This window comes from Chryseobacterium piperi (genome assembly GCF_002285635.2).
In the GTDB taxonomy this organism is placed as follows: domain Bacteria; phylum Bacteroidota; class Bacteroidia; order Flavobacteriales; family Weeksellaceae; genus Chryseobacterium; species Chryseobacterium piperi.
This window is the reverse complement of the sequence record NZ_CP023049.2, coordinates 2,603,214-2,626,842: the sequence shown is the minus strand read 5'-3', so window position 1 is coordinate 2,626,842 and position 23,629 is coordinate 2,603,214. Positions and strand designations below refer to the sequence as shown.

The 23,629-nt window shown below is 35.2% G+C and carries 22 protein-coding genes; 14 read left to right on the top strand and 8 right to left on the bottom strand.

All coding sequences use genetic code 11. The features are described 5' to 3' along the window. Window positions 1-68: 68 nt before the first annotated feature. From CJF12_RS11450 to CJF12_RS11440, 3 genes are all read left to right on the top strand, one after another. Window positions 69-2,441 carry an outer membrane beta-barrel family protein gene (locus tag CJF12_RS11450; protein ID WP_034688212.1) on the top strand — a complete coding sequence of 791 codons (2,373 nt, stop codon included), beginning with the start codon at window positions 69-71 and terminating at the stop codon, window positions 2,439-2,441. A 104-nt stretch (window positions 2,442-2,545) separates the two neighbouring features. Then, window positions 2,546-4,411: a M1 family metallopeptidase gene (locus tag CJF12_RS11445; protein ID WP_034688210.1), complete on the top strand. Its 1,866-nt coding sequence runs from the start codon at window positions 2,546-2,548 to the stop codon at window positions 4,409-4,411. Window positions 4,412-4,502: 91 nt separating this feature from the next. Continuing rightward, window positions 4,503-5,840 (top strand): IS1182 family transposase, encoded by a 1,338-nt coding sequence (locus CJF12_RS11440; RefSeq protein WP_095591034.1) that lies wholly within the window; start codon window positions 4,503-4,505, stop codon window positions 5,838-5,840. Between the two features lie 127 nt (window positions 5,841-5,967). Here the strand turns inward: CJF12_RS11440 and CJF12_RS11435 are convergent, their stop codons facing one another. The 8 genes from CJF12_RS11435 to clpB all read right to left on the bottom strand — a co-directional run bounded on the left by CJF12_RS11435 (window position 5,968) and on the right by clpB (window position 14,480). Further along, window positions 5,968-7,344: a phosphatase PAP2 family protein gene (locus CJF12_RS11435; protein ID WP_034687359.1), complete on the bottom strand. Its 1,377-nt coding sequence runs from the start codon at window positions 7,342-7,344 to the stop codon at window positions 5,968-5,970. Between the two features lie 100 nt (window positions 7,345-7,444). Continuing rightward, window positions 7,445-8,440 carry a zinc metalloprotease gene (locus CJF12_RS11430; protein ID WP_034687356.1) on the bottom strand — a complete coding sequence of 332 codons (996 nt, stop codon included), beginning with the start codon at window positions 8,438-8,440 and terminating at the stop codon, window positions 7,445-7,447. A gap of 311 nt (window positions 8,441-8,751) precedes the next feature. Further along, window positions 8,752-9,390, bottom strand: a complete 639-nt coding sequence (locus tag CJF12_RS11425; RefSeq protein ID WP_034687354.1) for a response regulator transcription factor — start codon at window positions 9,388-9,390, stop codon at window positions 8,752-8,754. Further along, window positions 9,387-10,172, bottom strand: a complete 786-nt coding sequence (locus CJF12_RS11420; protein ID WP_034687351.1) for a sensor histidine kinase — start codon at window positions 10,170-10,172, stop codon at window positions 9,387-9,389. Before CJF12_RS11420 ends, CJF12_RS11425 begins: the two co-directional genes overlap by 4 nt. Beyond that, window positions 10,151-10,798 carry a hypothetical protein gene (locus CJF12_RS11415; RefSeq protein ID WP_034687349.1) on the bottom strand — a complete coding sequence of 216 codons (648 nt, stop codon included), beginning with the start codon at window positions 10,796-10,798 and terminating at the stop codon, window positions 10,151-10,153. Before CJF12_RS11415 ends, CJF12_RS11420 begins: the two co-directional genes overlap by 22 nt. A 40-nt stretch (window positions 10,799-10,838) precedes the next feature. Further along, a complete protein-coding gene (locus CJF12_RS11410; RefSeq protein ID WP_034687347.1) occupies window positions 10,839-11,384 on the bottom strand; it encodes a hypothetical protein in 546 nt (181 codons plus the stop codon). A gap of 196 nt (window positions 11,385-11,580) precedes the next feature. After that, complete coding sequence (locus CJF12_RS19930) at window positions 11,581-11,730, bottom strand: hypothetical protein (protein WP_157759855.1); 150 nt, start codon at window positions 11,728-11,730, stop codon at window positions 11,581-11,583. A 155-nt stretch (window positions 11,731-11,885) separates the two neighbouring features. Then, on the bottom strand, window positions 11,886-14,480 hold the full coding sequence (clpB, locus tag CJF12_RS11400) for an ATP-dependent chaperone ClpB (protein ID WP_034687343.1): 2,595 nt from the start codon (window positions 14,478-14,480) through the stop codon (window positions 11,886-11,888). 345 nt (window positions 14,481-14,825) lie between these two features. Between clpB and CJF12_RS11395 the strand changes: the two genes are divergently transcribed. The 11 genes from CJF12_RS11395 to CJF12_RS11345 all read left to right on the top strand — a co-directional run bounded on the left by CJF12_RS11395 (window position 14,826) and on the right by CJF12_RS11345 (window position 23,626). Next, window positions 14,826-15,401, top strand: a complete 576-nt coding sequence (locus CJF12_RS11395; protein ID WP_034687340.1) for a TetR/AcrR family transcriptional regulator — start codon at window positions 14,826-14,828, stop codon at window positions 15,399-15,401. A gap of 199 nt (window positions 15,402-15,600) precedes the next feature. Next, the gene (locus CJF12_RS11390; protein ID WP_034687337.1) at window positions 15,601-16,920 is read left to right on the top strand and encodes a phenylacetate--CoA ligase family protein; all 1,320 of its coding nucleotides are present in this window, start codon (window positions 15,601-15,603) and stop codon (window positions 16,918-16,920) included. Continuing rightward, window positions 16,917-18,002, top strand: a complete 1,086-nt coding sequence (locus CJF12_RS11385) for a 2Fe-2S iron-sulfur cluster-binding protein (RefSeq protein WP_034687335.1) — start codon at window positions 16,917-16,919, stop codon at window positions 18,000-18,002. Before CJF12_RS11390 ends, CJF12_RS11385 begins: the two co-directional genes overlap by 4 nt. Window positions 18,003-18,086: 84 nt before the next feature. Then, complete coding sequence (paaA, locus tag CJF12_RS11380) at window positions 18,087-19,025, top strand: 1,2-phenylacetyl-CoA epoxidase subunit PaaA (protein WP_034687332.1); 939 nt, start codon at window positions 18,087-18,089, stop codon at window positions 19,023-19,025. Window positions 19,026-19,115: 90 nt separating this feature from the next. Beyond that, on the top strand, window positions 19,116-19,397 hold the full coding sequence (gene paaB / locus CJF12_RS11375; protein ID WP_034687330.1) for a 1,2-phenylacetyl-CoA epoxidase subunit PaaB: 282 nt from the start codon (window positions 19,116-19,118) through the stop codon (window positions 19,395-19,397). Then, window positions 19,397-20,146: a 1,2-phenylacetyl-CoA epoxidase subunit PaaC gene (gene paaC, locus CJF12_RS11370; protein ID WP_034687329.1), complete on the top strand. Its 750-nt coding sequence runs from the start codon at window positions 19,397-19,399 to the stop codon at window positions 20,144-20,146. Before paaB ends, paaC begins: the two co-directional genes overlap by 1 nt. A 96-nt stretch (window positions 20,147-20,242) precedes the next feature. After that, window positions 20,243-20,707 (top strand): 1,2-phenylacetyl-CoA epoxidase subunit PaaD, encoded by a 465-nt coding sequence (paaD, locus tag CJF12_RS11365; RefSeq protein ID WP_034687327.1) that lies wholly within the window; start codon window positions 20,243-20,245, stop codon window positions 20,705-20,707. Window positions 20,708-20,854: 147 nt separating this feature from the next. Beyond that, on the top strand, window positions 20,855-21,655 hold the full coding sequence (locus CJF12_RS11360; protein WP_034687325.1) for an enoyl-CoA hydratase/isomerase family protein: 801 nt from the start codon (window positions 20,855-20,857) through the stop codon (window positions 21,653-21,655). Window positions 21,656-21,690: 35 nt separating this feature from the next. Beyond that, complete coding sequence (locus tag CJF12_RS11355; protein ID WP_034687323.1) at window positions 21,691-22,044, top strand: four helix bundle protein; 354 nt, start codon at window positions 21,691-21,693, stop codon at window positions 22,042-22,044. Window positions 22,045-22,084: 40 nt separating this feature from the next. Continuing rightward, complete coding sequence (locus CJF12_RS11350) at window positions 22,085-23,215, top strand: 3-hydroxyacyl-CoA dehydrogenase NAD-binding domain-containing protein (RefSeq protein WP_034687320.1); 1,131 nt, start codon at window positions 22,085-22,087, stop codon at window positions 23,213-23,215. A gap of 102 nt (window positions 23,216-23,317) precedes the next feature. Further along, window positions 23,318-23,626 (top strand): hypothetical protein, encoded by a 309-nt coding sequence (locus CJF12_RS11345; RefSeq protein WP_034687318.1) that lies wholly within the window; start codon window positions 23,318-23,320, stop codon window positions 23,624-23,626. Window positions 23,627-23,629: the final 3 nt, after the last annotated feature.

Genomic DNA, 23,629 nt, shown 5'->3' with positions numbered 1-23,629 from the left:
ACTTTTGTATCAGTGAGATGGAAGACCTGTCGAGGTCTTCTTAAAAATCTAAAATCTAAAAATTAATCATGTATAAATTGCTTGTTTTTTTATGCCTTCCGATGTTACTATTTGCTCAGAAGCAAAAGATTGAAGGAACGGTACTGAATAGCCAGAATGAGACACTTCCATTAATTTCAGTGGAAATATATAATTCTCAAAATATTTTATTGAAAACATTAACTACGGATGAAAACGGGAAATTTATCTTGGAAGGTATTCCTGAAAGATCTGTGAAATTAATGGTAAAAGATCTTGAATATGCACAATTTGAAAAGAATCTGGACTTTGAAAATCAAAATCAACCATTTAATATTGTTCTGAAAAAAGAGGTTCAGGATATTCAAGAGGTTGTGATGACCAAACAAAAGCCCTTGGTGAAAAGAAAAATCGATCGTTTGGAATTTAATGTTGCGAATAGTAATATTTCGTCTTTAAATGCATGGGAAATTTTGAAAAAAACGCCCGGAGTTACTTCCAGTAATGATGTCCTATCCGTTAAGGGTAGTCAAAGTATTTTGGTTACCATCAATGATAAAAGAGTAATGCTTACAGGAGATGAGCTGAAAAATCTTTTGGAGAGTACTCAGGGGGATGATGTGAAGTCGGTAGAGGTTATTACGAATCCACCCGCAAAATATGAAGCTTCAGGCAGTGTAGTTCTGAATATTGTTATGAAAAAAAATACGATTGAAGGTTATAGAGGAGTGCTGTCCTCCAAATATATTCAATCCCAATATGCCAAAGGATTGGCTGGTATCTCGCAATACTACAAGAAAGGTAAGCTTTCGATGATGGGAAATTATTATTTTGGTACCGGAACTTATTATCGTGAAGGAACAGATCATGTTAATTATATAGAAGATCAGACGCGATGGGTAAGTACAATGAACAGGAAGGATCAGAACAGAAGTCAGAATACGGTGAACTTTAATGTTGAATATGAATTGGATAGTCTTACGAATATAAGCTTAAACTATTCAGGAAACTTTAATCCCAGATCGTTTGGGATTTATAATGTTCCTACTTTAATATATAACAATCAAGATATAGTAGAATCTAATTATACTACTATTAATGATCACAATTCCCGTACTATTAATAATACACTTAGTTTTCAGGCAGAAAGAAAGCTCGGAAAAAACAGTCACTTAAGCTGGATCAATTATTTTGCAGGGAATAACATACGGAAATATCAGAATGTGCTTACTTATCTGAATTTTGTGAATCAGCCTCCCAGACAAAATAATTTTCAGGCCAATAATAGAAATAATGTACAGTTGTATTCTACCCAGCTTGATTATCAATGGAAGAAAGAAAAGTGGGAATGGGAATCGGGAACAAAATATAGTTTTGTGAAAACCAATAGCCAGCTGGATTTTTTGGATAATGAAAACGGCCAGCTGGAATACAGACCGGAAAAAAGCAATGTTTTTAATTATAAAGAGCATAATTTTGCGGTGTATACTTCTTTGGCTTTCAGTCCGGGTAAATGGAATTTTAAAGCAGGTTTGAGAGCTGAAAAGACAGATCTGGAAGGTATTGTTTCTGAGCCGTATGATGTAAATAAAAATAATTATTGGAGTTTATTTCCAACTTTATACGCTCAATATACGACAGAAGGTAACCATCAATTCGGATTATCTTATGGAAAAAGAATTAGCAGACCTTCTTATTCATGGCTGAATCCAGCCAAATCATATTTTAATCTTTTTTCTTATTTTCAGGGAGATCCAAGGCTGAAAGCTACAATTGCCCATAATATTAATTTAACCTATACCTGGAAAGAATGGAACTTTGAACTGTATTACCGGAAAGAGCTCTATCCGTCTATGGAAATTTCATTTCAGGAACCGAGTACTAATAATTTAATTTACCATTATACCAATATCGAAAAAGGAGAAGCTTATGGTTTGAGTATATATAAAAATCTACAAATTAAACCCTGGTGGAGTATCAGCATTTCTGAAAATCTTGAAAATAATCAAAATTATTTTATTGGAGTTGATCAGATTTTATACAATAATAAAGTATGGAATTTGGTTTCAGATATTTCGACAAGCTTTGTTCTGGATAAAGAAAGTGATTGGAAAGTGGAAGTAGGACATCGGTATAATTCTCCTTCTATACAAGGAACTTTCAGGGTTTCAAGCTCGTCTACGGCTTATCTTGTGATGAATAAAAAGTTTTTTAGCAAAAGATTAGAGGCAAGTCTTTTATTCAATGACATTTTCAGGACTTCAGGAGAAAAAGTCAGTACAAAATATGCTAATCAGGATAACTATTTCCTGGATTACCGGGATGCCCAAAGTCTTTCGGTTTCCTTGAAGTTTAATTTCGGAAATCAATCTGTTAAAAAGACAAAAACCATTAAAAAAGCGGATGAAGCAGATAGGATGTAAAAAAAATACGTTAAAAATCAATTTTATTATTGTATAAATTAGGATAATTTAGTTTTCTCTGTTACATTTTTCATAATTTTGAGACTTATTTTTAAAAATTAGATATGAAGAGACTGCTTTTTGGATTGATCATGGTTACTTCGATGCATTATTTTTCAGCACAGGAATTATACATGCCGAGAAATATTAAAAAAGCATATGAAAATGGAACACGTGATATCTCCGGAGCTCCCGGAAAGAATTATTGGCAGAATAAGGGGGTGTATAATGTTGAGGTTAAGGTAGATGCCAATACAAAAATTGTTTCTGGAAAAGAAACAATTGTGTATAGCAATAATAGTCCTAGTGATCTACATTCGTTAGCCATAAGATTTGTCAACAACCTTCACAAGCCTCAGGCACCAAGGTCAGGGTTTGTTTCTAAAGACTTTTTGTCTTCAGGATTACATATTAAATCTTTCATGGTGAATGGGGAAAAATACAATATTAATAGTGATGATTGGGGAACTGTCGCGAATATAAAGCTGCAGACGGTTCTAAAATCGAAATCAAAATCGGAGATTAAAATTGAATGGGAATATCCTTTATCCGTACAGAGTGGGAGAGAAGGTCAGATCGACCCTGAAACTTTTTATGTAGCCTATTCTTTCCCAAGGATTTCAGTGTATGATGATTACAATGGATGGGATATGCTTCCTCATTCTGACCGTCAGGAATTTTATAATGATTTTAATGATTATAATTTTGCGATTTCAGCTCCTAAAAACTATGTGGTATGGGCTACTGGAGATTTCCTGAATCCGGATGCTGTGTTGCAGCCCAATTATTTAAAAAGATATAAATCCTCTTTGAAAAGTGATCAGGTGATTCATATAGCCAATCAGGAAGAAATGAAAGCCGGAAAGGTAACGAAGCAGAATAAGTGGAATACCTGGAAATTTAAAGCGAACCATATTACTGACTTTTGTTTTGCGCTGAGTAACCACTATGTTTGGGATGGCTCAAGTGTTCAGCTGAAAACAAAAAGAGCGAGTGTTCAGGCTGCTTATAAAGCCGGAACAAAAGATTTTGAACATTATGTAGAATGGATGCGCTATAATTTGGATTGGTTTTCAAAGAACTGGCCGGGAGTAGAATATCCATATCCTGTAATGACTGCTATTCAAGGGTATGCTGATATGGAATATCCAATGATGATTAATGACAGTAGTGTTCCTGAGGATTTTCAGGATGCAAGATTGACTGCTGATCATGAGATTGCTCATACCTATTTCCCTTTTTATATGGGAATCAATGAAACGCGTTATGCTTTTATGGATGAAGGTTGGGCAACAACATTGGAATATCTGATTGGTATTGATGAGAACGGAGAGGCTAAAGCAAAAGAGTTTTATCAAAATTTTAGAGTAAAAAGATGGATCGATGATCCTTCTGCAGAACAGGATCAACCTATCATTACGATGAGTACACAGGTGAGTGGAGCAGGATATGGGAATAATTCTTATGTTAAATCATCCTTGTCTTATCTGGCACTAAAAGATTATCTGGGTGATGAACTGTTTAAAAAAGCTTTACATCATTATATGGATAACTGGAACGGAAAGCATCCTATTCCTTGGGATTATTTTTATTCAATGAATACAGGATCTGGGAAAGATTTGAATTGGTTCTGGAATAATTGGTTCTACACCAATAATTATATAGATTTGAAAATTGTGAGAGCCCAGCAGGATAATGGTTTATTAAGTGTGAATATTGATAATGTTGGAGGTTTTGCCATTCCTTTTGATGCGGTAATCACATATGATGACGGGGGAGTAGAAAAGCTTCATTTTACACCATCTTTATGGGAAAAAAATCAAAAGCAGACTACGTTAACGATTCCCACTAAAAAGAAAGTAAAATCGGTCAATCTTGATGGGGGAATTTTTATGGATTACACCCCGGAAAATAATACCAAAAAAGTATAATAAAAGAGGCTGTCTCAAAAGAGATAGCCTTTTTTATGCAAAAAGGAAAGCTTTCGCTTTCCTAATAGTTGCAAATTGATTAATTTGCATTGTGTTAAGTACGTCAAAAGTAGTCTTTAAAGATTACACCCCCAAAGAAAATCTGCTTTTTCCTCCCAATTTATCGGAGTTGATTGATGAGCGACATCCTGTGAAAATTGTTTCAAACATTATTGATGGCTTGGATATCAAAAGCTTAATTAAAACCTACAAACCTGGCGGAACATCTTGCTACCACCCGAAAATGCTTTTGAAAGTTTTGATTTATGGCTATTTAAGCAATATCTATTCAAGCCGCAAAATGGAGCAGGCCTTGAAAGAAAACATCCATTTTATGTGGCTCTCTGCAATGAGCCGTCCCGATCATAACACCTTAAACAGGTTCCGTAGTGAACGATTGAAAGGTGAGATTAAAGCTATTTTCACACAAATTGTTCTTCTTTTGGAAAAGGAAGGTTTGGTAAGTCTGAAAACCACTTTTGTAGATGGCACCAAGATAGAAGCCAATGCCAATCGCTATACTTTTGTTTGGGGAAGAGCTGTCAAAAAACACAAAGAAAGGATTGCAGAGCAATTAGAAGAGCTTTGGAACTATGCAGAAACAGTTGCCAAAGACGAGCTTGAAAATACAGAAAGTATTGATTTTAAAGAAGTAGATTCTGAAAAAGTAACTCAAACCATCGAAAAGATCAATGAAGTTTTGAAAGATAAAAAAGTAGCTTCAAAAGTTCGTCAGAAACTGAATTATGCTAAGAAAAACTGGGCAGATAATTTAGAGAAATATAAAAAACAGCAAGAATTATTAGAAGATAGAAATTCCTATTCCAAAACCGATACAGACGCTACTTTTATGCGAATGAAGGAGGATCATATGCGAAACGGACAACTAAAACCCGCTTACAATCTACAAATTTCTACCCATAGACAATTCATTTTACATTATTCAATTCATCCCAACCCAACAGACACCAAAACATTAGCGACTCATTTACTGGGTTTTGAAGAAAGCTATCATAAAGCTCCCAAAGAGCTTGTTGCTGATGCTGGTTATGGCTCAGAAGAAAATTACAACTTGTTAAAATCTAAGAAAATAAAAGCTTATGTTAAATATAATTACTTCAGAAAAGATCAGAAATCGGGACAAATAACCACTTCACAAAACAATCCTAAATTGGCAAAAATCAGAGAAAAGGTTTTCAAACTTCTTAATACCAGCAAGGGCATCAAACTCAGAAAACAAAGATGCCATGATGTTGAACCTGTTTTTGCAGAGCTCAAACACAACAAAAATTTTAAACGATTCATGCTTCGGGGAAAAAATAAAGTCGAGGTAGAAATCGGCATACTCGCAATTGCCCACAATCTAAAGAAAATGTCAAAAGCAGCCTAAAACAGACTGCTTTTTTGACTTATATCTTCTTTTTTCCAAGATATTTTTTTTATTCAAAATATCGAAATCTTTTTTCAATGAAATACTAAAAAGAGACTGTCCTTTTGAGACAGCCTCTTTTTTATTATTAAAAGTAGGCTGTTAATCTTAGGCCAATGGTGAAATATTTGATTTTTTCATGAGCGTATACTCTGTTAAATACTTCATTCATTTCCTCATCATCTTTTACCAGTTCACTAAAATTGTAGGTCATTGTAGGCTTCAGCTGATTGTAATCTGCATAAGCCGTAATTCCCAGTTCAGGATTAAATTTATAAGTGAGTGATGTTCCGAAATTCCAACGAAAGGTATTGGAAGGTTTGTAGGTCGCTATTTCAAGTTCATTGTTAGGGGTATTGACATGCTCACTCGTTACGGATACTTTTCCGCTGGCTGATGTAGAATAGCCTCCGGTAGCTCTTAAGGTTAGCTGCCAGTTTTCTGAAAATTCATGCGAAAAATAGGGGCCTATTCCAAAATAAAGGAAACCTAAAGATTGGGTAGTGACATCAAAATTTTCGTAATGTTCCTCATCATCTAATGTTAACCTTACAGGTTTGATAGGAAAACTGCTAAAGCTGAGGTCTCCACCTACTCCCCATTTTTTGGAAAAGAAATAAGCGCCTTCCAGCCCTGTTTCAAAACCAACCTGTTTTTTGTTGTCTAATTCAGATTCTTTAAGGAAGTTGGAAGTAGCAAGTGCGGAACCCAATTTTATGGAAAGGAAAGAAGGGTTGCCGTTGCTTTCTATTCTTGAAAGCAAGCTTAAATTATCACCCTTATTTTTATAAAATTTATCTATGAAGAAATATCCTAATTCAGTAGAAAGAATACCTACTCCTGCACCTGCCAGAATATCCGGCATCCAATGTCTGTTATTCAGATTTCTTCCAAGCCCGGTGAGTGTTGCTGCACCGTATCCGCCAATACTATAAGCTGGGTTTACAATTCCATATTCTTTATGTAGAAAGCTGGCATTGGTGAAAGCCATTGCGGCATGTCCTGAAGGAAATGAGTTTTTAGCAGATCCGTCCGGGCGTTCAACTTTTGACGTGTACTTAATAGAATTTACTATAATACCCATAATGGCCAAACTTGTTGCATAAGAAAGTGTGGCTCTTCCAACATTATTTCGTCCTTTAACGCCTGCCAGTTTCAAACCGTATACGGTAGCGGCGGGAGCGTATTGAAGATAGTCATCAAAGCTTGCTTTGAAATTAGGAAGGTACCGGTTACGAATTTCGCGAATATTTTTTCGCTCACCCCAGGTAGCTGCTGTTGCTGTAAAAAGAATGGTAGGTGCAATTGATTTTTTTACCCATTCTTTTTGTAGAAAAGGCTTGTTTTCGGGAATGGCAATGCTTGAATTATATTCGTAATCTTTTTGAAATTGAATAGTATCCTGTGCTTTATAAAAACATAATGTTAGTAATATAGCGGATGCCAGTACTATTTTATTCATCATAATGTGTTTTTCTGTGTAGTTTAAATTAAACGACGCCAAAAATATAAAAAAATCCTTTCTCAAATTTTGAGAAAGGATTTTTTAACATATCGATTGATTTTTAGTTAACTCTTAAGCCTGCTCTCGGTCCTGATGAAGTAACGACAGCTTGCATTCTTGTTCTTTGTCCTGCAGAAAACATAAACATGGCAGCATCATCTACATAGTCCATATAGTTCATGAACATGATAGATCTTGATACACCGCTACATGTGTTATTTTGAGGATAGCTTGGTTTATTATAGTTAGGACCTGTTTGTGTAGGAGTGTCAGCTACCTGGTCATTTCCGCAATTCGCATCTCCCCAGATGTGTCTAAGGTTAAGATAGTGACCTACTTCGTGAGTTGCTGTTCTTCCTAAATTGAATGGAGAAGTTGCTCCGGTCTTTCCAAAGTAAGGTGAAGCGATTACAACCCCGTCATTCCATTGTCCTGCAGATTCAGGGAAGGTGGCATACCCAAGAACGCCTCCCATGCTGCCTACTAACCAGATATTGAAATAACTGGATGGGCTTGTCGCGTCAATACCTCCTGTAGAAGCTTTTTTCATAGCATCATTGGTACTCCAACTTGTTTTGGTTGTAGATTTTCTTACTGTATTTGCTAATCTGAACCTTACCTTTACATCACCGGATTTTACCGATTGAAATTCTGCAGGTATTTTAGAAGCGTCACTGTTTGTTCCCCCAAAATCCTGATTCAATACTGTAATTTGTTCTGCTATTCTGGCATCCGAAACGTTTTGTGCAGAAGTATTGTATAATACATTAACTACTACAGGGATTTCAACGGTACCATCTGCTAGAACTTTTCCTAATTTGATTTCGTTGGCCAATTTTTCTATATTGGCTTCCATTTGAGCATACTTTTGTCTAAGCTCCGGACTTTTTTGAAGGGCTTCTTTTCTGATTTCCTCTGACGGGCAAGATCTTTTGCCGGTTAGGCTTGCAGTGGGCTCAGATTTGTTAGTTGCATCTTCACTTTGATTTGAAACATTGTCGCTGTTACACGAAGACATGAATCCTAATGCAAGGATTCCAAATAATAGTTTTTTCATTGTTCAATATTTATAATTGTGTGGAAGAACGAAATTATATTATTTTCAATTAGCTTGCAATATGTTGTTTTGAGGATTTTATATAGTTATATGGTTTTTTGATGGTTAAAATTTAAAATTTTGTAATAATTTTTGTTAATTTTTACTTTGTTTTAGGCTTTTAAGCTTCATTTTGTTGTTTTCATAATTTCCACATGAATTTTCGCATTTTCATTATAATTATGTAATAAAATTTATTATTCATTGCATAATTGATAAATATTTTTATTTTTTGAAATTATTAGCTAAATAGTTTATTTTAATTTAAAAAATTAATCAAAACCATTTTTAATTGCGAATACAGCTAAGCCTACTCTTGTTTTTAAGTCTAATTTTTCACATAGTTGGTCTCTGTAGCTTTCTACCGTTCTTGGACTACAACACATCTTATCGGCGATCTCTTTGTAGCTAAGTTCGGTAACAGTATACTTTAAGAACTCTTTTTCACGATCGGAAATCCTCACTGTATTTTTAATTTCCTGTTCATTATTCATGTTGGAGAAAATAATTCGTGACGCCCATTCAGGATAGAAAAATCCCTCAGTGTTTAATTTGATAAGTGCGGTTTCCAGATCTTTAGGGTGGGTGTTTTTTAAAAGATAGCCTTTAGCTCCGTTTTTTATCATTTTGATGACGCTTTTATCATCACCTTGCATGCTTAGAGCCATTACCTTGATGTCGGGTTGATTCTCTTTTAGCCAGAGTACGGTTTCAAAGCCATCCATAATAGGCATGCTGATGTCCAAAAGAATAATATCAGGAATTTTGCTGTTATTCTCAAATTTCTGAATAAGGTCTTTTCCGTTTTCACAAACATAAATCACCTCAAAATCTTTAAAGTTATCAATAATTCCTTCCAGTGCTTTTGCAATAAGTACATGGTCATCAACGATAACAATTGTTTTTTTCATGGTTGTTTTTTTAAGATAATATTGAGTGTAGTTCCTATGTTCTTCTGACTTTCCATGCTAAAGTCTGCTCCGATTATTTTTGCTCTGTTTTTCATATTGGTTAATCCAATTCCGTTGGATGTAGTATGGGCTTGATCAAATCCAATTCCATCATCTTTGATATTCAGTTCCCAAAGTATATCTTCGGATGTATTCAGGTTAATGAAAATATTTTTACAGTGAGCATGTTTTATACTGTTTTGAATAAATTCCTGAGTGATCCTGAGCAATACATTTTTATGGACAAACCCCAAATCGAGCTGTTGGAAGTTGTGTTCAAAAATTACTCTGCATTTTTTGAATGCATTGGTATTGTCAACTTCTTCCTGTATCAAAGTTACAATTTCCTTTTGGTTGATATTATCATCAGTCAGGGTTTTTGAAAGACTCCTGAGATCCTGTAGTGATTGATTGATAATTTGCGAAACCTGCTCGATTCTTTCACTTACTTCAGGTACTTTGTTCTCGTATAGCAGCTGTTGGGTGTACAAACTTACCAGGGTTAATTTCTGCCCGATATTATCATGGAGCTCTCTTCCGATTTGTTGCATTGTTGCCTGCTGGATTTCCAATTGAGTAGCCAATAGCTCTTTCTGGTGAATTTCATTTTTTATTTCAATTTCATTGAGATACTCTTTTTTACGTTGCTTATATTTTCTGATGTATACCATTACGGCAGCTACAAACAAGACAAAGAATATATTGAATAAAATTATTGTTATTAAGAGCTCTGTTTTCCCCATATGAATGAAATTGAGAATAATAAATACATAATAATTCCTGAAATCAGAAAATAATCAAAATAGATATTGAATATTCCCCGGTACTCTCTGATAAACGACAGGAAGGTCCAGAATGGTAAAGTACCTATATAAAATAAAGTAACCCCAAGATTAATATAGAACATCCTGTTCTTATCAAAGTTAAGAATGTTTGACGAGTTGATCTGCTGGTAATATTCCATAATGACCAGGATCATCAGAATGAGGCAGCCTAAAGTATAATTAAGGGAGAACATGATCTTATCGGATGAAAACATGATTTCGCTTGGAATAAATGAAAACAAATACAATAGGGATAACCCAACAAATAGTTTCGTTTTCCCAAATGACTTTGCTGCATATAACCAATAAAAAAATATGAATTGAATGGGAATGACAAAGTAATTATAAAAAGCTGCTTTATTATATTGTATAAACAGATCGCCCCATTTTCCAACAGCTTCACATAAAAAAATAAAGATTAAATAAAACATGAAATATTTCCAATATTGATTTTTGATTTTATGATATGAAAGAAGGGCTGCAAGAGCTGCTAGCCCTTCTGCCCAGAACATGGATTCTTGTAACAATTTTTGGAAATCGGTCATTAGATTTACTTTTGTTTAGATAATTGTCTTTATCGGGGGTTTAATATGATTCTGATACCGTGCCGTCTGGCGGAATTAAATTTCCATGATTTTGTGCAAGTCCTCCATCTTCTACTGGCGGTATTGCACTGGTAGATTTTAGTGCTACAGCAAGAGGCTTTCCATTACAAGTTAGAACATTAAAGTCGAAGTCTAATAATTTTCCGTTTCCATCTTCTTTTTTCAAAGTAGGAACCATTACCAAAGTGTGTTTTTCTGCATATTCTTTTGGAATAGGGTGGTTTTTCATCATATCCCAATTTTCTGCTTTTGGATACGCGGCATAATAAAACCGGATACCCATATCTTTTTCGGTAACTGAAGGATTATTTTTTTTAGCTTCTGCTTCCATATCCGCGATAAATTTTTTAAGTTTTGGAAGATCAAACCAGATGGAATGGGCATCATCCATTTCAAGATTCTTGTTAATAGTTTGCAGTTGGTTGTTACGGTAATTATTAATCAGTTCCTTGATAAAAGCATGTGTCATGGTGCCTGGGCTGTTAAGCGTTTCAATGTCACCTTCAAAAGTAGGTTTTGTTTCCATAATGTCAGTTTTATAATACAATGTTAGTTAGTACTGCAAATCTCGTAAATTTTTTACGTTAAATGGTTCGTGTTTTTCCGATTTATTAACCGGGTTTTTACGGATTGTGTTTCTAGGTGAGATATTGTAATGAACTGAAATCTTTGCTAATAAAAAAGGGCGAGAATTTATTCCCGCCCTTTTTTGATTGTTCCCATTATACACATGGGTATTTTGTAAAATCTTTACAGACATTTTCGGCAGTACAGCAAAGGCCGGGAGGACAAGATCTGTCAAGCTCACAATAAATTGGCGAAGGTCCTGCTCCTTTAATATTCTTTAAATCACTTCTTTTTAATTTTTTCATAATAATTTTAGTTTTAATTAATAAAATACTTGACTTAGGTAAATATATGAATAAGTATTAAAGTAATCAGGGTAATTATCAGATGAAAAAAATAAGTGCCGTAGATTCTGTCTACGGCACTTACTACAAAAATAATATATATGAAAAAAACTACTTTATTTTTCTGAAGGTCTGAAAACCAGCCCTGTTTCGTCGAAATAATCCAGAGTGATTCGATCTCCGTCATTGACGTTCCCTGCAAGAATCTCTTTTGAAAGTTTATTTAACGCTTCCTGTTGGATTACTCTTTTTAAAGGTCTGGCTCCGAAAGCCGGATCATAGCCCTTATTCATCAAATAGTCTACAGCATCTTGAGTAGCTGTCATGATGATGTTTCGTTTTGCCAGCATTTCATTAAATCCTCTCAATTGGTATTGAACGATTTTTCCGATTTCTTTTTTGTTTAACGGCTGGAACAATACAATTTCATCAATTCTGTTTAAGAACTCCGGACGTAAGGTTTGCTTTAATAAGTCAAAAACTTCATCTTTTGTTTTCTCTATAACCTCTTCTCTGTTTTCATCTGTGAGATGTTCAAAGTTTTCCTGGATCAGATGTGACCCCAGGTTGGAAGTCATAATGATAATTGAGTTCTTGAAATTCACAACGCGTCCTTTGTTGTCTGTTAAACGGCCATCATCCAAAACCTGTAATAAGGTATTGAAAACATCAGGATGGGCTTTTTCGATTTCATCTAAAAGAACCACAGAATAAGGTCTTCTTCTTACTGCTTCTGTCAATTGTCCTCCTTCATCATATCCTACATATCCCGGAGGCGCTCCTACTAATCTTGAAACAGAATGACGTTCCTGATATTCACTCATATCAATTCTCGTCATATTGTTTTCATCGTCAAATAAAAACTCTGCTAAAGCCTTAGCCAACTCAGTTTTACCAACCCCGGTTGTTCCTAAAAACAGGAATGATCCGATAGGTTTTTTCTCGTCACTTAATCCTGCCCTGTTTCTTCTGATAGCATCAGCAACAGCCTGGATAGCTTCTTCTTGTCCTACCACTCTGTGGTGCAGCTCGGTTTCGAGATGTAATAATTTTTCTCTTTCAGACTGAAGAAGTTTGGTTACCGGAATACCGGTCCATTTTCCAATGACTTCAGAAATGTTTTCTGCAGTCACTTCTTCTTTAATCAGTTCATTCTGATGATTTTGCATCTCCAGTTCCAGCTTCTCCAAATCATCTTCTTTTTCTTTAATCTTTCCGTACTGAATTTCAGCAACCTTTGCATAATCTCCAGCTCTGGAAGCTCTTTCAGCTTCAAGTTTCAGAGATTCAATATCTTTTTTGATCTGTGTGAGATCTTCACTTTTCTGTTTTTCTTTTAACCATTTCGCATTGATTTCATTTCTCTGCTCAGAAATTTTTGAAATATCTTCTTTTAAATGGTCAATTTTAGTTTGGTTACCTTCTCTTGAAATGGCAGCCAATTCAATTTCCATCTGCATTAACTTTCTGTCTAAAACATCCAGTTCCTCCGGCTTGGAATTGATTTCCATTCTTAATTTTGCCGAAGCCTCATCAATAAGGTCAATAGCCTTATCCGGTAAAAATCTGTCTGAAATATATCGCTGAGACATTTCTACTGCAGCAATGATTGCTTCATCTTTGATTCTTACTTTATGATGGGCCTCATATTTATCTTTAATACCACGAAGAATAGAGATTGCGGATTCTGTATCCGGCTCTTCTACCATTACTTTCTGGAAACGTCTTTCAAGAGCTTTGTCTTTTTCAAAATACTTTTGATATTCATTTAAAGTAGTTGCTCCGATAGCTCTTAATTCTCCTCTTGCTAATGCCGGCTTTAATATATTGGCAGCATCCATGGCACCATCTCCACCTCCGGCTCCAACCAAAGTATGAATTTCATCAATGAAAAGGATGATTTGTCCGTCCGATTTAATCACCTCGTTCACAACGGATTTTAATCGCTCTTCAAATTCTCCTTTATACTTAGCACCAGCAATTAAGGCACCCATATCTAATGAATATAATGTCTTATCCATTAGGTTTTCAGGGACGTCGCCGTTAATAATTCTGTGTGCAATTCCTTCGGCAATCGCAGTTTTACCAACCCCGGGTTCTCCGATTAAGATAGGGTTGTTTTTTGTTCTTCTTGAAAGGATCTGTAATACTCTTCTGATTTCTTCATCACGCCCGATTACCGGATCCAGTTTCCCTTCAGCCGCTAACTCGTTGAAGTTTTTGGCATATTTGTTTAAGGATTGATAAGTTTCTTCTGAACTTGCAGAAGTAGCTTTGCTTCCTTTTCTTAATTCTTTTATTGCACCTTCGAGTAAACTTTTGGTTACTCCCATATCTTTCAACATTTTAGAAACCTCAGAATTAGTTTCTAAAAGAGATAACCATAAATGTTCAATCGTTACATATTCGTCTCCCATTTTTTTAGCGATGTTGGGAGCATCTAATAAAACTTTATTGGCAGATTGTGAAAGGTAGATGTTTCCTCCCTGTACTTTAGGAAGGCTTTCTAAACTTTCGCGGTTTCGTTCTCTTACCAAATTAGCGTCAGCCTCAGATTTCTTTAATAAGAAAGGTGAGATATTTTCATCTACCTGGAAAATTCCTTCAAGGAGATGTTGTGGTTCTATGCTTTGATTACCTAGCTCCATGGCAACTTGCTGTGCTGCCTGAATGGCTTCTTGTGATTTTACAGTATATTGGTTTAAGTTCATATTGTATATTTTTTGTAATGATTAAGTCGGTTTAATTTCTTTAAAAAACATCAAGAAACCAAATTTTAAGGTTCAGTTTCTTAATGCTATCAATTATTTATCATTTAATTCGATTACCTTATCGCAAAAACTGTTCAATTATTAAATTTACAAAAAAAACGGACAAATTTTCCGGATATGCTATTTTTAACGTAAAATTAACTTGACAAATTTTCCGAATATTGAAATTGAAGCCTGAATAAATGTAAAAATCGTCAGTTTTATAAATAAATGATAAAACTTATAAGGATTTGCTGGTTAAAAATCTATGGATTGAATCAGAATAGTTACTTTTGCATTTTATCAATGGAACTTAAAGAAAAACAAAGGAAAATTTTAGACGAAGCCGTTCAGCTTTTTAAAGAGAAAGGCTATATGGGCAGCTCTGTACGGGACCTGGCTACCAAACTCAATATAAAAGCAGCTTCTTTATATGCACATATCCGTTCCAAGGAAGAGATTCTGGAATGGATTTGCTTTGGAATTGCGCAGGATTTCTTTGTTGAGCTCCAGGAAGTACAAAATACGGATATTAACCCTAAAGATAAACTGAATCTTTTTATTGAAAAGCATTTATCAGTTGTACTCAAAAATCCGGACGTTACCCATATCTATTCTAATGAATGGAAGCATTTGGACGAAAGACTCCCGGAGTTTGTTGAATTAAGAAAAAAATATCAGCAGGAAGTTGAACAGCTGATTTCTTCAATATACGAAGCTGAAAAATGGGAACTGCGATCTCCTGTTTTTACTACACGATTTATTCTTCATACGCTTAATAACTCTTATTTCTGGTTCAAAAGAAATACAGAATCGACTAGAGAGATTACTGATGAAATTAGAGATAAAATACTTTTTGGACTTCTCGGAAACCAAAAATAATCTATATTCAGCTTGTAAAATCGTTTTTTTGCGAGGAGGTTACACGATAGCCACGAATGCACGAATAACAAGTCCTATATATAATTTAGACCCACATTAATTATTTAGAATCATTCAAAATATGACGAATGTCATAAAAATTTTGCCAGCTCCTAAAATCTTTTTAAATTTACACCTAACAAATGTTAGTTAGTTGGATATGGATTTTTCAGTTGAATATTTAAAGCTCGACCAATTGAGAGGGCTTCAATCTGAGCGATTGATAAATCTGGTCGGTTATCTTGAAGAGAGATCGGATTTTTATAAGGAGAAGTTTAATGAGTTGGGAATATCGACTCAGGAGATTAGATCAATTGAAGACATTTCAAAACTACCCATTACTTATAAGCAGGATTTAAGAAATAACTATCCATTTGGATTATTCACTGTTCCTAAAAATGAGCTGCAAAGGATTCATTGCTCAAGCGGAACTACAGGAAAGCCAACGGTAGTAGGATATACAAAAGAAGATGTTGATCTTTTTAGTGAAGTCGTAGCAAGGTCTCTGAATGCAGCAGGAGCAAAGCCCGGAATGCAATTGCATAATGCGTATGGTTATGGTATTTTTACCGGTGGATTGGGACTGCACTATGGTGCTGAAAAACTGGGGATGAGTGTTCTTCCTATTTCAGGTGGAATGACAGCGAGACAGGTGGATTTAATTATGGATTTTAAACCAGAGGTTATCTGCTGTTCTCCATCTTATGCTTTGACGATTGCAAATGAATTTGCCAATCGTGGAATTTCCGCTAATGAAATCAGTTTGCAGTATGCTGTATTGGGCTCCGAGCCATGGACAGAGATTATCAGGAATCATATTGAGGAAAGATTAGGAGTTCATGCCACTAATATTTATGGATTGAGTGAAATTATAGGTCCCGGAGTTTCTATGGAGGATTTTGAAGAAAAAGGAGGATCTTATATTTGGGAAGACCACTTCTATCCGGAAATTTTAGATCCTGTCACTAAACAGCCGGTTCCTTTTGGGGAAGAAGGGGTATTAGTGATCACAACCTTAACGAAGAAAGCGATGCCTCTTTTAAGATATTGGACGAACGATATTACCAGTCTGTATTATGATGAAAATTCTAAAAGAAGCATGGTGAAAATGAGACCTCTTTTAGGAAGAGCTGATGATATGCTGATTGTGAGAGGAGTTAATGTATATCCAAGCCAGATTGAAGAAGCATTCTCCCATGTTAAGGGAGTTGTACCTAATTATTATCTGACACCGATTGAAAAGGAACATATGTGTGTAGCGTTAGATATTGATCTGGAAATTGATGATGAATTTGTAAAGTCTCAACAAGTTGAACCTAATACCGATGATTATGGTATTTTTGTTGGGAATTTTGGAAAAAATATAGAAAACGAAATAAAAAGACGGGTAGGAATAACCACAAAAGTGAAAATTCATGCCCAGGACAGTTTGCCTAAGTGCGAAGGTGGAAAAATTAATAGAATACTTAAGAAAAAATGAATTCATTTTATAAATTAAAAACTGTAAAAGTTCAGAAAGATACTCATGAAGCTGTTAATGTTGCAGTGGAAGTTCCTGAGGAGTTGAAAGATAAATTCAGATTCAAACAGGGGCAGTATCTGAACTTCCGAATGATGATTGATGGAAATGAAGAGAGACGTTCTTACTCTATCTGTAATGCTCCAAGTGAAAAAAGTAACACGCTGGAAGTATTGGTAAAGCTTTTAGAAGGAGGAAAAGTTTCAGGATACTTTAATGAGCATCTTCATATGGATGAAGTACTAGAGGTAATGCCGCCAATGGGAGGATTCAATACAACGTACCACCCAACGAATACCAAAACTTATGTTGGTTTAGCTGCAGGAAGTGGAATCAGCCCAGTTCTTTCCAATATTAAAGAAAGCCTTTATCAGGAACCCAATAGTAATGCTTACCTGTTCTATAGTAACAGAAGCATGAACCATGTAATGAAAAAAGCGGAAATAGATAAGTTGGTAGAGCAGTTTAAAGGAAGGCTGTCGGTTGTTTATCTGGTAAGCCGTGAAAAGCATGAAGATCCTATTTTTGAAGGGAGAATTTCTCCTGAAAAATTAGATCACTTATTTGAAAGGTATACAGATATTAATATTCAGGAGGCAACCTATTTCATTTGTGGTCCTGCAGATATGATCAAAGGGATTTCCGATTATTTAAAGAAAGAGAAAAAGGTGCCTGCTATTCAGGTTTTATATGAATACTTTACTGCTCCGGATGAAGAAAATTCTGAGGAGATGAGTGAGGAATTTAAAGCCATTGCCAACATAGAAAGTATGGTAACGCTGATTATTGATGATGATGAATATTCATTCCATCTTAATTCTAAAAAAGAAAGTATCTTAGATAAAGCTTTAAAGGATAATCTTCCTGTACCTTTTGCTTGTAAAGGAGGAGTGTGCTGTACGTGTAAGGCAGAAGTTTTAGAAGGTGAAGTTTTTATGGAGAAAAATTTTGCTCTTACCGAAGATGAGGTAGCAAGAGGCTACGTTCTGACATGTCAATGTCACCCGACAACCAATGTGGTGATGCTTAATTACGACGTTTAAAAAATTAATGTAACAATATAATAATTTACCAGTGTAACAATCATTGGTACATTGTTAAACTGATACACTGCTAAATTGAAAATTATGGACTTAGAAAAATTTGTTCAATACGTTCACGACGAAAATAAAGTTGAACCAAAAGATATTATGCCTGATGATTACAGGAAGCTATTGGTTCGCCAGATTTCACAGCATGCACATTCCGAAATTGTAGGAATGCTGCCTGAAGCCAACTGGATTTCCAGAGCGCCTTCTTTAAGAAGGAAAATGGCTCTTTTAGCGAAAGTTCAGGATGAAGCAGGACACGGGCTATACCTTTATGCTGCAACTGAAACCCTTGGAAACGGAACCATCAGAGCAGACAGAGATGCAACGTATGAAGATATGTTGGAAGGAAAAGCCAAATACTCCAGTATTTTTAATTACCCGACATTAAGCTGGGCGGATATAGGTGCAATTGGCTGGCTGGTAGATGGTGCAGCAATTATGAATCAGGTAATGCTGATGGGGAATTCTTATGGACCTTACTCCAGAGCAATGGTTAGAATCTGTAAAGAAGAATCTTTTCACCAAAGACAAGGGTATGAAATTTTAATGGCTCTTTGTCGTGGAACGAAACAACAGAAAGAAATGGCCCAAGCTTCATTAAACCGTTTCTGGTGGCCTGCTCTTATGATGTTTGGACCTAATGATGATAGCTCTCCTAACTCTAAAATTTCTATGAATTATAGGGTGAAAAGAGAAAGTAATGACAGCCTTCGCCAGAGATTTATTGATGTTACGGTTTCACAGGCTGAATTCTTAGGATTGACTATTCCGGATAAGGACCTGAAATGGAATGAAGAAAGAGAACATTATGATTTCGGAGAACTTCCATGGGATGAATTCATGACCATTCTGAAAGGAAACGGCCCATGTAATAAGAAAAGATTACAAACTAAAGTGAAAGCGCAGAAAGAAAACCTTTGGGTAAAAGAAGCAGCGGCAGCTTTTGCGGAGAAACAAGAAAAAGAAGTAATATAATATTATAATGAGTTAATTTGAAGATGAGTTAATTTGAAAATTAATTAACACATTCTCGAATTTTCAAATTTTCAAATTTTTTATTTGACTATGGCAAATTTAGATATATGGGAAGTGTTTATCCAGACTAAACCGGGATTATCCCACAAACACGCCGGAACTGTTCAGGCACCAACAGCAGAGATGGCTTTGCAGAATGCAAGAGATGTATATACCAGGAGAAAAGAAGGAACCTGCGTTTGGGTAGTTCCAAGTAAATATATTGTAAGCTCAGAAGGAATGGATCAGGAAGCTTTCTTTGATCCTGCAGATGACAAGCTTTATCGTCATCCAACTTTCTATGATATTCCTAACGATGTAAAAAATATGTAATGAGTGCATTATTCAATTATTTATTAAAGTTTGCCGATGATAGTTTTATCATGGGACAAAGGCTGTCTGAATGGTGTGGTGAAGGCCCCTATTTAGAAGAAGATATTGCATTGACAAATATTGCATTGGATGAGTTGGGCCAGGCCAATAATTTTTATCAGTATGCTTCAAGAGTGGCTGATAATGGAAAAAGCGAAGATGATTTGGCATTTTTACGATATGAACATGAATATGTCAATGCCCATTGGGTAGAACTTCCCAACGAAGATTATGCACAGACTATTCTTAAGGTTTATGTTTTTTCTGTTTATCAGAAACTCATGTATGAATCATTGTCAAGCTCAGCAGATGAAGAATTGTCAGCTCTTGCTCAGAAATCTCTGAAAGAAGTGAAGTATCATTATACGCATACAGCATCATGGATGAAGATTTTTGCTCAGGGAACAGAAGAAAGCCGTGAGCGTTTGGTTAAAGGGATTGAAAATATTTGGGAATATACCCAAGGTCTTTTTGCTAAAGTAGAAGGTGAGGATGACCTGATTGCTTTAAATATTGCTCCAAACGTTGATGAACTATATGAGCAGTTTGTTGCCATTACGGAAAAAGATTTTCAGGAGTTTGGATTAGAATATCCTAAAGATCATTTTATGCAGCCTAAATCAAGAACCGGATATCATACAGAATATTTTGGATATATACTTTGCGAATTACAATACATGCAGAGAGCATATCCGGGATGTACATGGTAGAAATAATGAGTTAATTTGGAAATAGGGTAATTTGAAAATGTCTGTAGTTTATATTCTCATTTTCAAATTATCTGATTATCTAATTCTCAAATTGAAATGAACGATTTATTAAATATATTATCCCAAGTTCCGGATCCTGAAATTCCAGTGATCAATATAGTGGAATTAGGTATTGTAAGAGATGCAAAAGCTACCGGCAAAAATGCTTGTGAAGTAGTGATTACACCAACTTACTCTGCCTGTCCTGCCATGTTTACTATTGAAGAGGATATCACGAAGATCATGAAGGAGAACGGTTGGGATGCGAAAGTAGTAACCAAGATGTTTCCTATCTGGACAACTGACTGGTTAACAGATGAAGCGAGAGAGAAACTTCGTGAATATGGAATCACGCCTCCTGAGAAAGGAGCAGATGAACATCATATCGGAAAACCGAAACAATGTCCGCGTTGTGGTTCTATGAATTCAAAACAGATCAGTAGGTTTGGCTCTACTTTGTGTAAGGCTTCTTATCAATGTTTAGACTGCCTCGAACCTTTTGATTATTTTAAATGCCATTGATTATGAATTAATGTAACAATCTGGTATTATGAAAATGCAGCAATATGAATAATGTATAGCATTGAAATAGTCGTGCTTTAATTGGTAAATTGTTACATTCTTATACTGTTAAATTGTTATATTTATCTGATTTTAAATTAATTTTTTATGTATACACAACTTGATATCGAAACGCATTTTGACGGGAAGCTTAAAATTGCATACCTTAATCAACCAGAATCTTTAAATGCACTGACAAAACCATCCTTGGCAGATTTAAAAGACTTTATTAAATCTTGCAATGAAGATGATACGGTAAGATGTGTAGCGATTTCCGGAAGGGGAAGAGCATTCTGCTCGGGTCAGAATTTAGATGATGCTTTCGTACAAGGTAATGAGCATCATGATAATGATATCATCAGAAAAATCGTTGTAGATTATTATAATCCATTGGTGACAGAGATTACTCATTGCAGAAAACCTGTTATAGCATTGGTAAATGGTCCCGCAGTAGGCGCAGGGGCTATGTTAGCTCTAATCTGTGACTTTGTATTGGCAAATGACAAATCATACTTTGCTCAGGCGTTTTCAAATATCGGGTTGATCCCGGATACAGGAGGTACTTACTTCTTACCAAAACTATTAGGAAGACAGCTTGCTAATTATTTAGCCTTTACAGGAAAGAAACTGTATGCAGAAGAAGCAAAATCTTATGGATTGGTAGCTGAGGTTTTTGCAGAAGAAGAGTTTAACTCGAAATCAATGGAGATTTTAGAGAGACTTTCGAATATGCCTACAGCAGCAATTAAATTAACTAAAAAAGCTTTTGCTCATTCCTATAATAATACACTGAAAGAGCAATTGGAATTGGAAGGTGATCTACAGCAAGAAGCTGCTGAAACAGAAGATTTCATAGAAGGGGTAAATGCCTTTTTACAGAAAAGAAAACCTAATTACAAGGGAAAATAATCAATTTGAAAATGGGTTAATTTGAAAATTTAAAAATGAGAAACGATAAGGAAAATATTATTGTAAATAAGACTTTTACGTTTGCATTAAATATTGTTGAATTTTCGGAAAGCTTATATAGGATTAATAAATTCTCATTGGCAAATCAAATTTTTAAATCAGGAACTTCTATTGGTGCCAATGTAAGGGAAGCTCAAAATGCTGAAAGTAAGGCTGACTTTATCCATAAAATAAAGATTGCAGCTAAGGAGGCAGATGAAACTGAATATTGGCTTTTATTATGTTTAGAATCCCAATATTTGAATTCTCCTGAAGAGAAATTATTGTCAGATTTAAAAGAGATTGTTTTAATCCTTTCCAAGATTATTTCCACATCAAAATTTAAATAATTTTCAAATTAACTTATTTTCAAATTTTCAAATTAAAATTATGAATATTGGAATTATTGGTGCAGGGACCATGGGTATCGGAATTGCTCAGGTGGCTGCAACGGCAGGGTGTAAAGTTGTTGTATACGATGCACAGGCTCCACAAATAGATAAAGCACTTTCTGGTCTGGAGAAAACACTTCAGAGGTTGGTTGAAAAAACTAAAATTTCGCAAGAAAAAGCTACAGAAATCAGAAATAATATTATAAAAGCAGAGACTTTACAGGAACTAAAAGATTCTGACCTGGTCATTGAAGCGATTATTGAAAACAAAGAAATTAAAACAAAAGTTTTTACAGAACTTGAAAACTATGTTTCTGATGCTTGTATCATCAGTTCCAATACTTCCTCCATATCCATCACTTCTTTAGGAGCGGAATTAAAGAAGCCGGAGCGCTTCATTGGAATTCATTTTTTCAATCCGGCGCCGTTAATGCCATTGGTTGAAATAATTCCTTCTTTATTAACAGAAAAATCTTTAGCCGAAAAAATGTACAGCCTCATGAAAGAATGGGGGAAGGTTCCTGTTATTGCTAAAGATATCCCCGGATTTATCGTTAACAGAATTGCACGTCCCTACTATGGAGAAGGATTAAGGATTGTTGAGGAAAATATTGCCACTCCGGAGCAGGTAGATGATGCCATGAAAACATTAGGTAACTTTAAGATGGGTCCCTTTGAGCTCATGGACCTGATCGGTGTGGATGTAAACTTTGCTGTAACCACTACAGTCTACAAGGATTATTTCTATGATCCGAAATATAAACCATCATTATTACAGCAGCGTATGTCTGAAGCCAAGCTACACGGAAGAAAAACCGGAAAGGGTTTTTATGATTATAGCGAAGGGGCGGAAAAGCCTGTTGTAGAAAAAAACGATGCGCTTTATGAGCAGATATTTTTAAGAATTATTTCAATGCTGATTAATGAGGCTGTGGAAGCCAAAAGATTAGGAGTAGCGAATGACCAGGATATTGAACTGGCTATGCAGAAAGGAGTAAACTATCCAAAAGGGCTATTGAGCTGGGGAAAAGAAATAGGATATTCAAAGATCTCCGAAACTCTGCAGAATCTTTATGGAGAATATCAGGAAGAAAGATACAGACAAAGTCCTTTGCTTTGTAAAATGTAACAAAATACCAATCTAACAATGTAGCAACTGTAGTGTCATGCTGTGCTTGTCGAAGCATCTTATTGATCAACTGTTACATTGTTAAATTATCAGATTGAATAAATGAATATAGACGAGTTCCGGGCTGAGTTGGAAACAAGGCTTTTAATCGAGAAAGAGTATTTAATTCAGGAAGCACCTTCTGTTGATCAGCAGGAAAGACTTGAATTATTGGGAAAATTTAATCAGAAATATAAAGAGTTGATCAAAAGATTAGCTGATGAGGATGGAATTGATTTACAGACTTCCTATACCTCTGAAGACTTATCAGATCCAGAGAACCTTTCATACGAACAAGTTATTCTGGGAAAAACAATGAGTGTTTACGACAGATTATCTGATGAGTTGTATGAAGAAATAACAAACATATAATAG

Coding starts and splice junctions, on each gene's coding strand:
- clpB (WP_034687343.1), bottom strand. CDS start 14,480: ATGAACTTAAACCAATATACTGTAAAATCACAAGAAGCCATTCAGGCA.
- CJF12_RS11410 (WP_034687347.1), bottom strand. CDS start 11,384: ATGGAAACAAAACCTACTTTTGAAGGTGACATTGAAACGCTTAACAGC.
- CJF12_RS11395 (WP_034687340.1), top strand. CDS start 14,826: ATGGAACTTAAAGAAAAACAAAGGAAAATTTTAGACGAAGCCGTTCAG.
- CJF12_RS11445 (WP_034688210.1), top strand. CDS start 2,546: ATGAAGAGACTGCTTTTTGGATTGATCATGGTTACTTCGATGCATTAT.
- paaD (WP_034687327.1), top strand. CDS start 20,243: ATGAACGATTTATTAAATATATTATCCCAAGTTCCGGATCCTGAAATT.
- CJF12_RS11435 (WP_034687359.1), bottom strand. CDS start 7,344: ATGATGAATAAAATAGTACTGGCATCCGCTATATTACTAACATTATGT.
- CJF12_RS11360 (WP_034687325.1), top strand. CDS start 20,855: ATGTATACACAACTTGATATCGAAACGCATTTTGACGGGAAGCTTAAA.
- CJF12_RS11420 (WP_034687351.1), bottom strand. CDS start 10,172: ATGGGGAAAACAGAGCTCTTAATAACAATAATTTTATTCAATATATTC.
- CJF12_RS19930 (WP_157759855.1), bottom strand. CDS start 11,730: ATGAAAAAATTAAAAAGAAGTGATTTAAAGAATATTAAAGGAGCAGGA.
- paaA (WP_034687332.1), top strand. CDS start 18,087: ATGGACTTAGAAAAATTTGTTCAATACGTTCACGACGAAAATAAAGTT.
- paaC (WP_034687329.1), top strand. CDS start 19,397: ATGAGTGCATTATTCAATTATTTATTAAAGTTTGCCGATGATAGTTTT.
- CJF12_RS11430 (WP_034687356.1), bottom strand. CDS start 8,440: ATGAAAAAACTATTATTTGGAATCCTTGCATTAGGATTCATGTCTTCG.
- paaB (WP_034687330.1), top strand. CDS start 19,116: ATGGCAAATTTAGATATATGGGAAGTGTTTATCCAGACTAAACCGGGA.
- CJF12_RS11345 (WP_034687318.1), top strand. CDS start 23,318: ATGAATATAGACGAGTTCCGGGCTGAGTTGGAAACAAGGCTTTTAATC.
- CJF12_RS11350 (WP_034687320.1), top strand. CDS start 22,085: ATGAATATTGGAATTATTGGTGCAGGGACCATGGGTATCGGAATTGCT.
- CJF12_RS11390 (WP_034687337.1), top strand. CDS start 15,601: ATGGATTTTTCAGTTGAATATTTAAAGCTCGACCAATTGAGAGGGCTT.
- CJF12_RS11385 (WP_034687335.1), top strand. CDS start 16,917: ATGAATTCATTTTATAAATTAAAAACTGTAAAAGTTCAGAAAGATACT.
- CJF12_RS11415 (WP_034687349.1), bottom strand. CDS start 10,798: ATGACCGATTTCCAAAAATTGTTACAAGAATCCATGTTCTGGGCAGAA.
- CJF12_RS11450 (WP_034688212.1), top strand. CDS start 69: ATGTATAAATTGCTTGTTTTTTTATGCCTTCCGATGTTACTATTTGCT.
- CJF12_RS11355 (WP_034687323.1), top strand. CDS start 21,691: ATGAGAAACGATAAGGAAAATATTATTGTAAATAAGACTTTTACGTTT.
- CJF12_RS11425 (WP_034687354.1), bottom strand. CDS start 9,390: ATGAAAAAAACAATTGTTATCGTTGATGACCATGTACTTATTGCAAAA.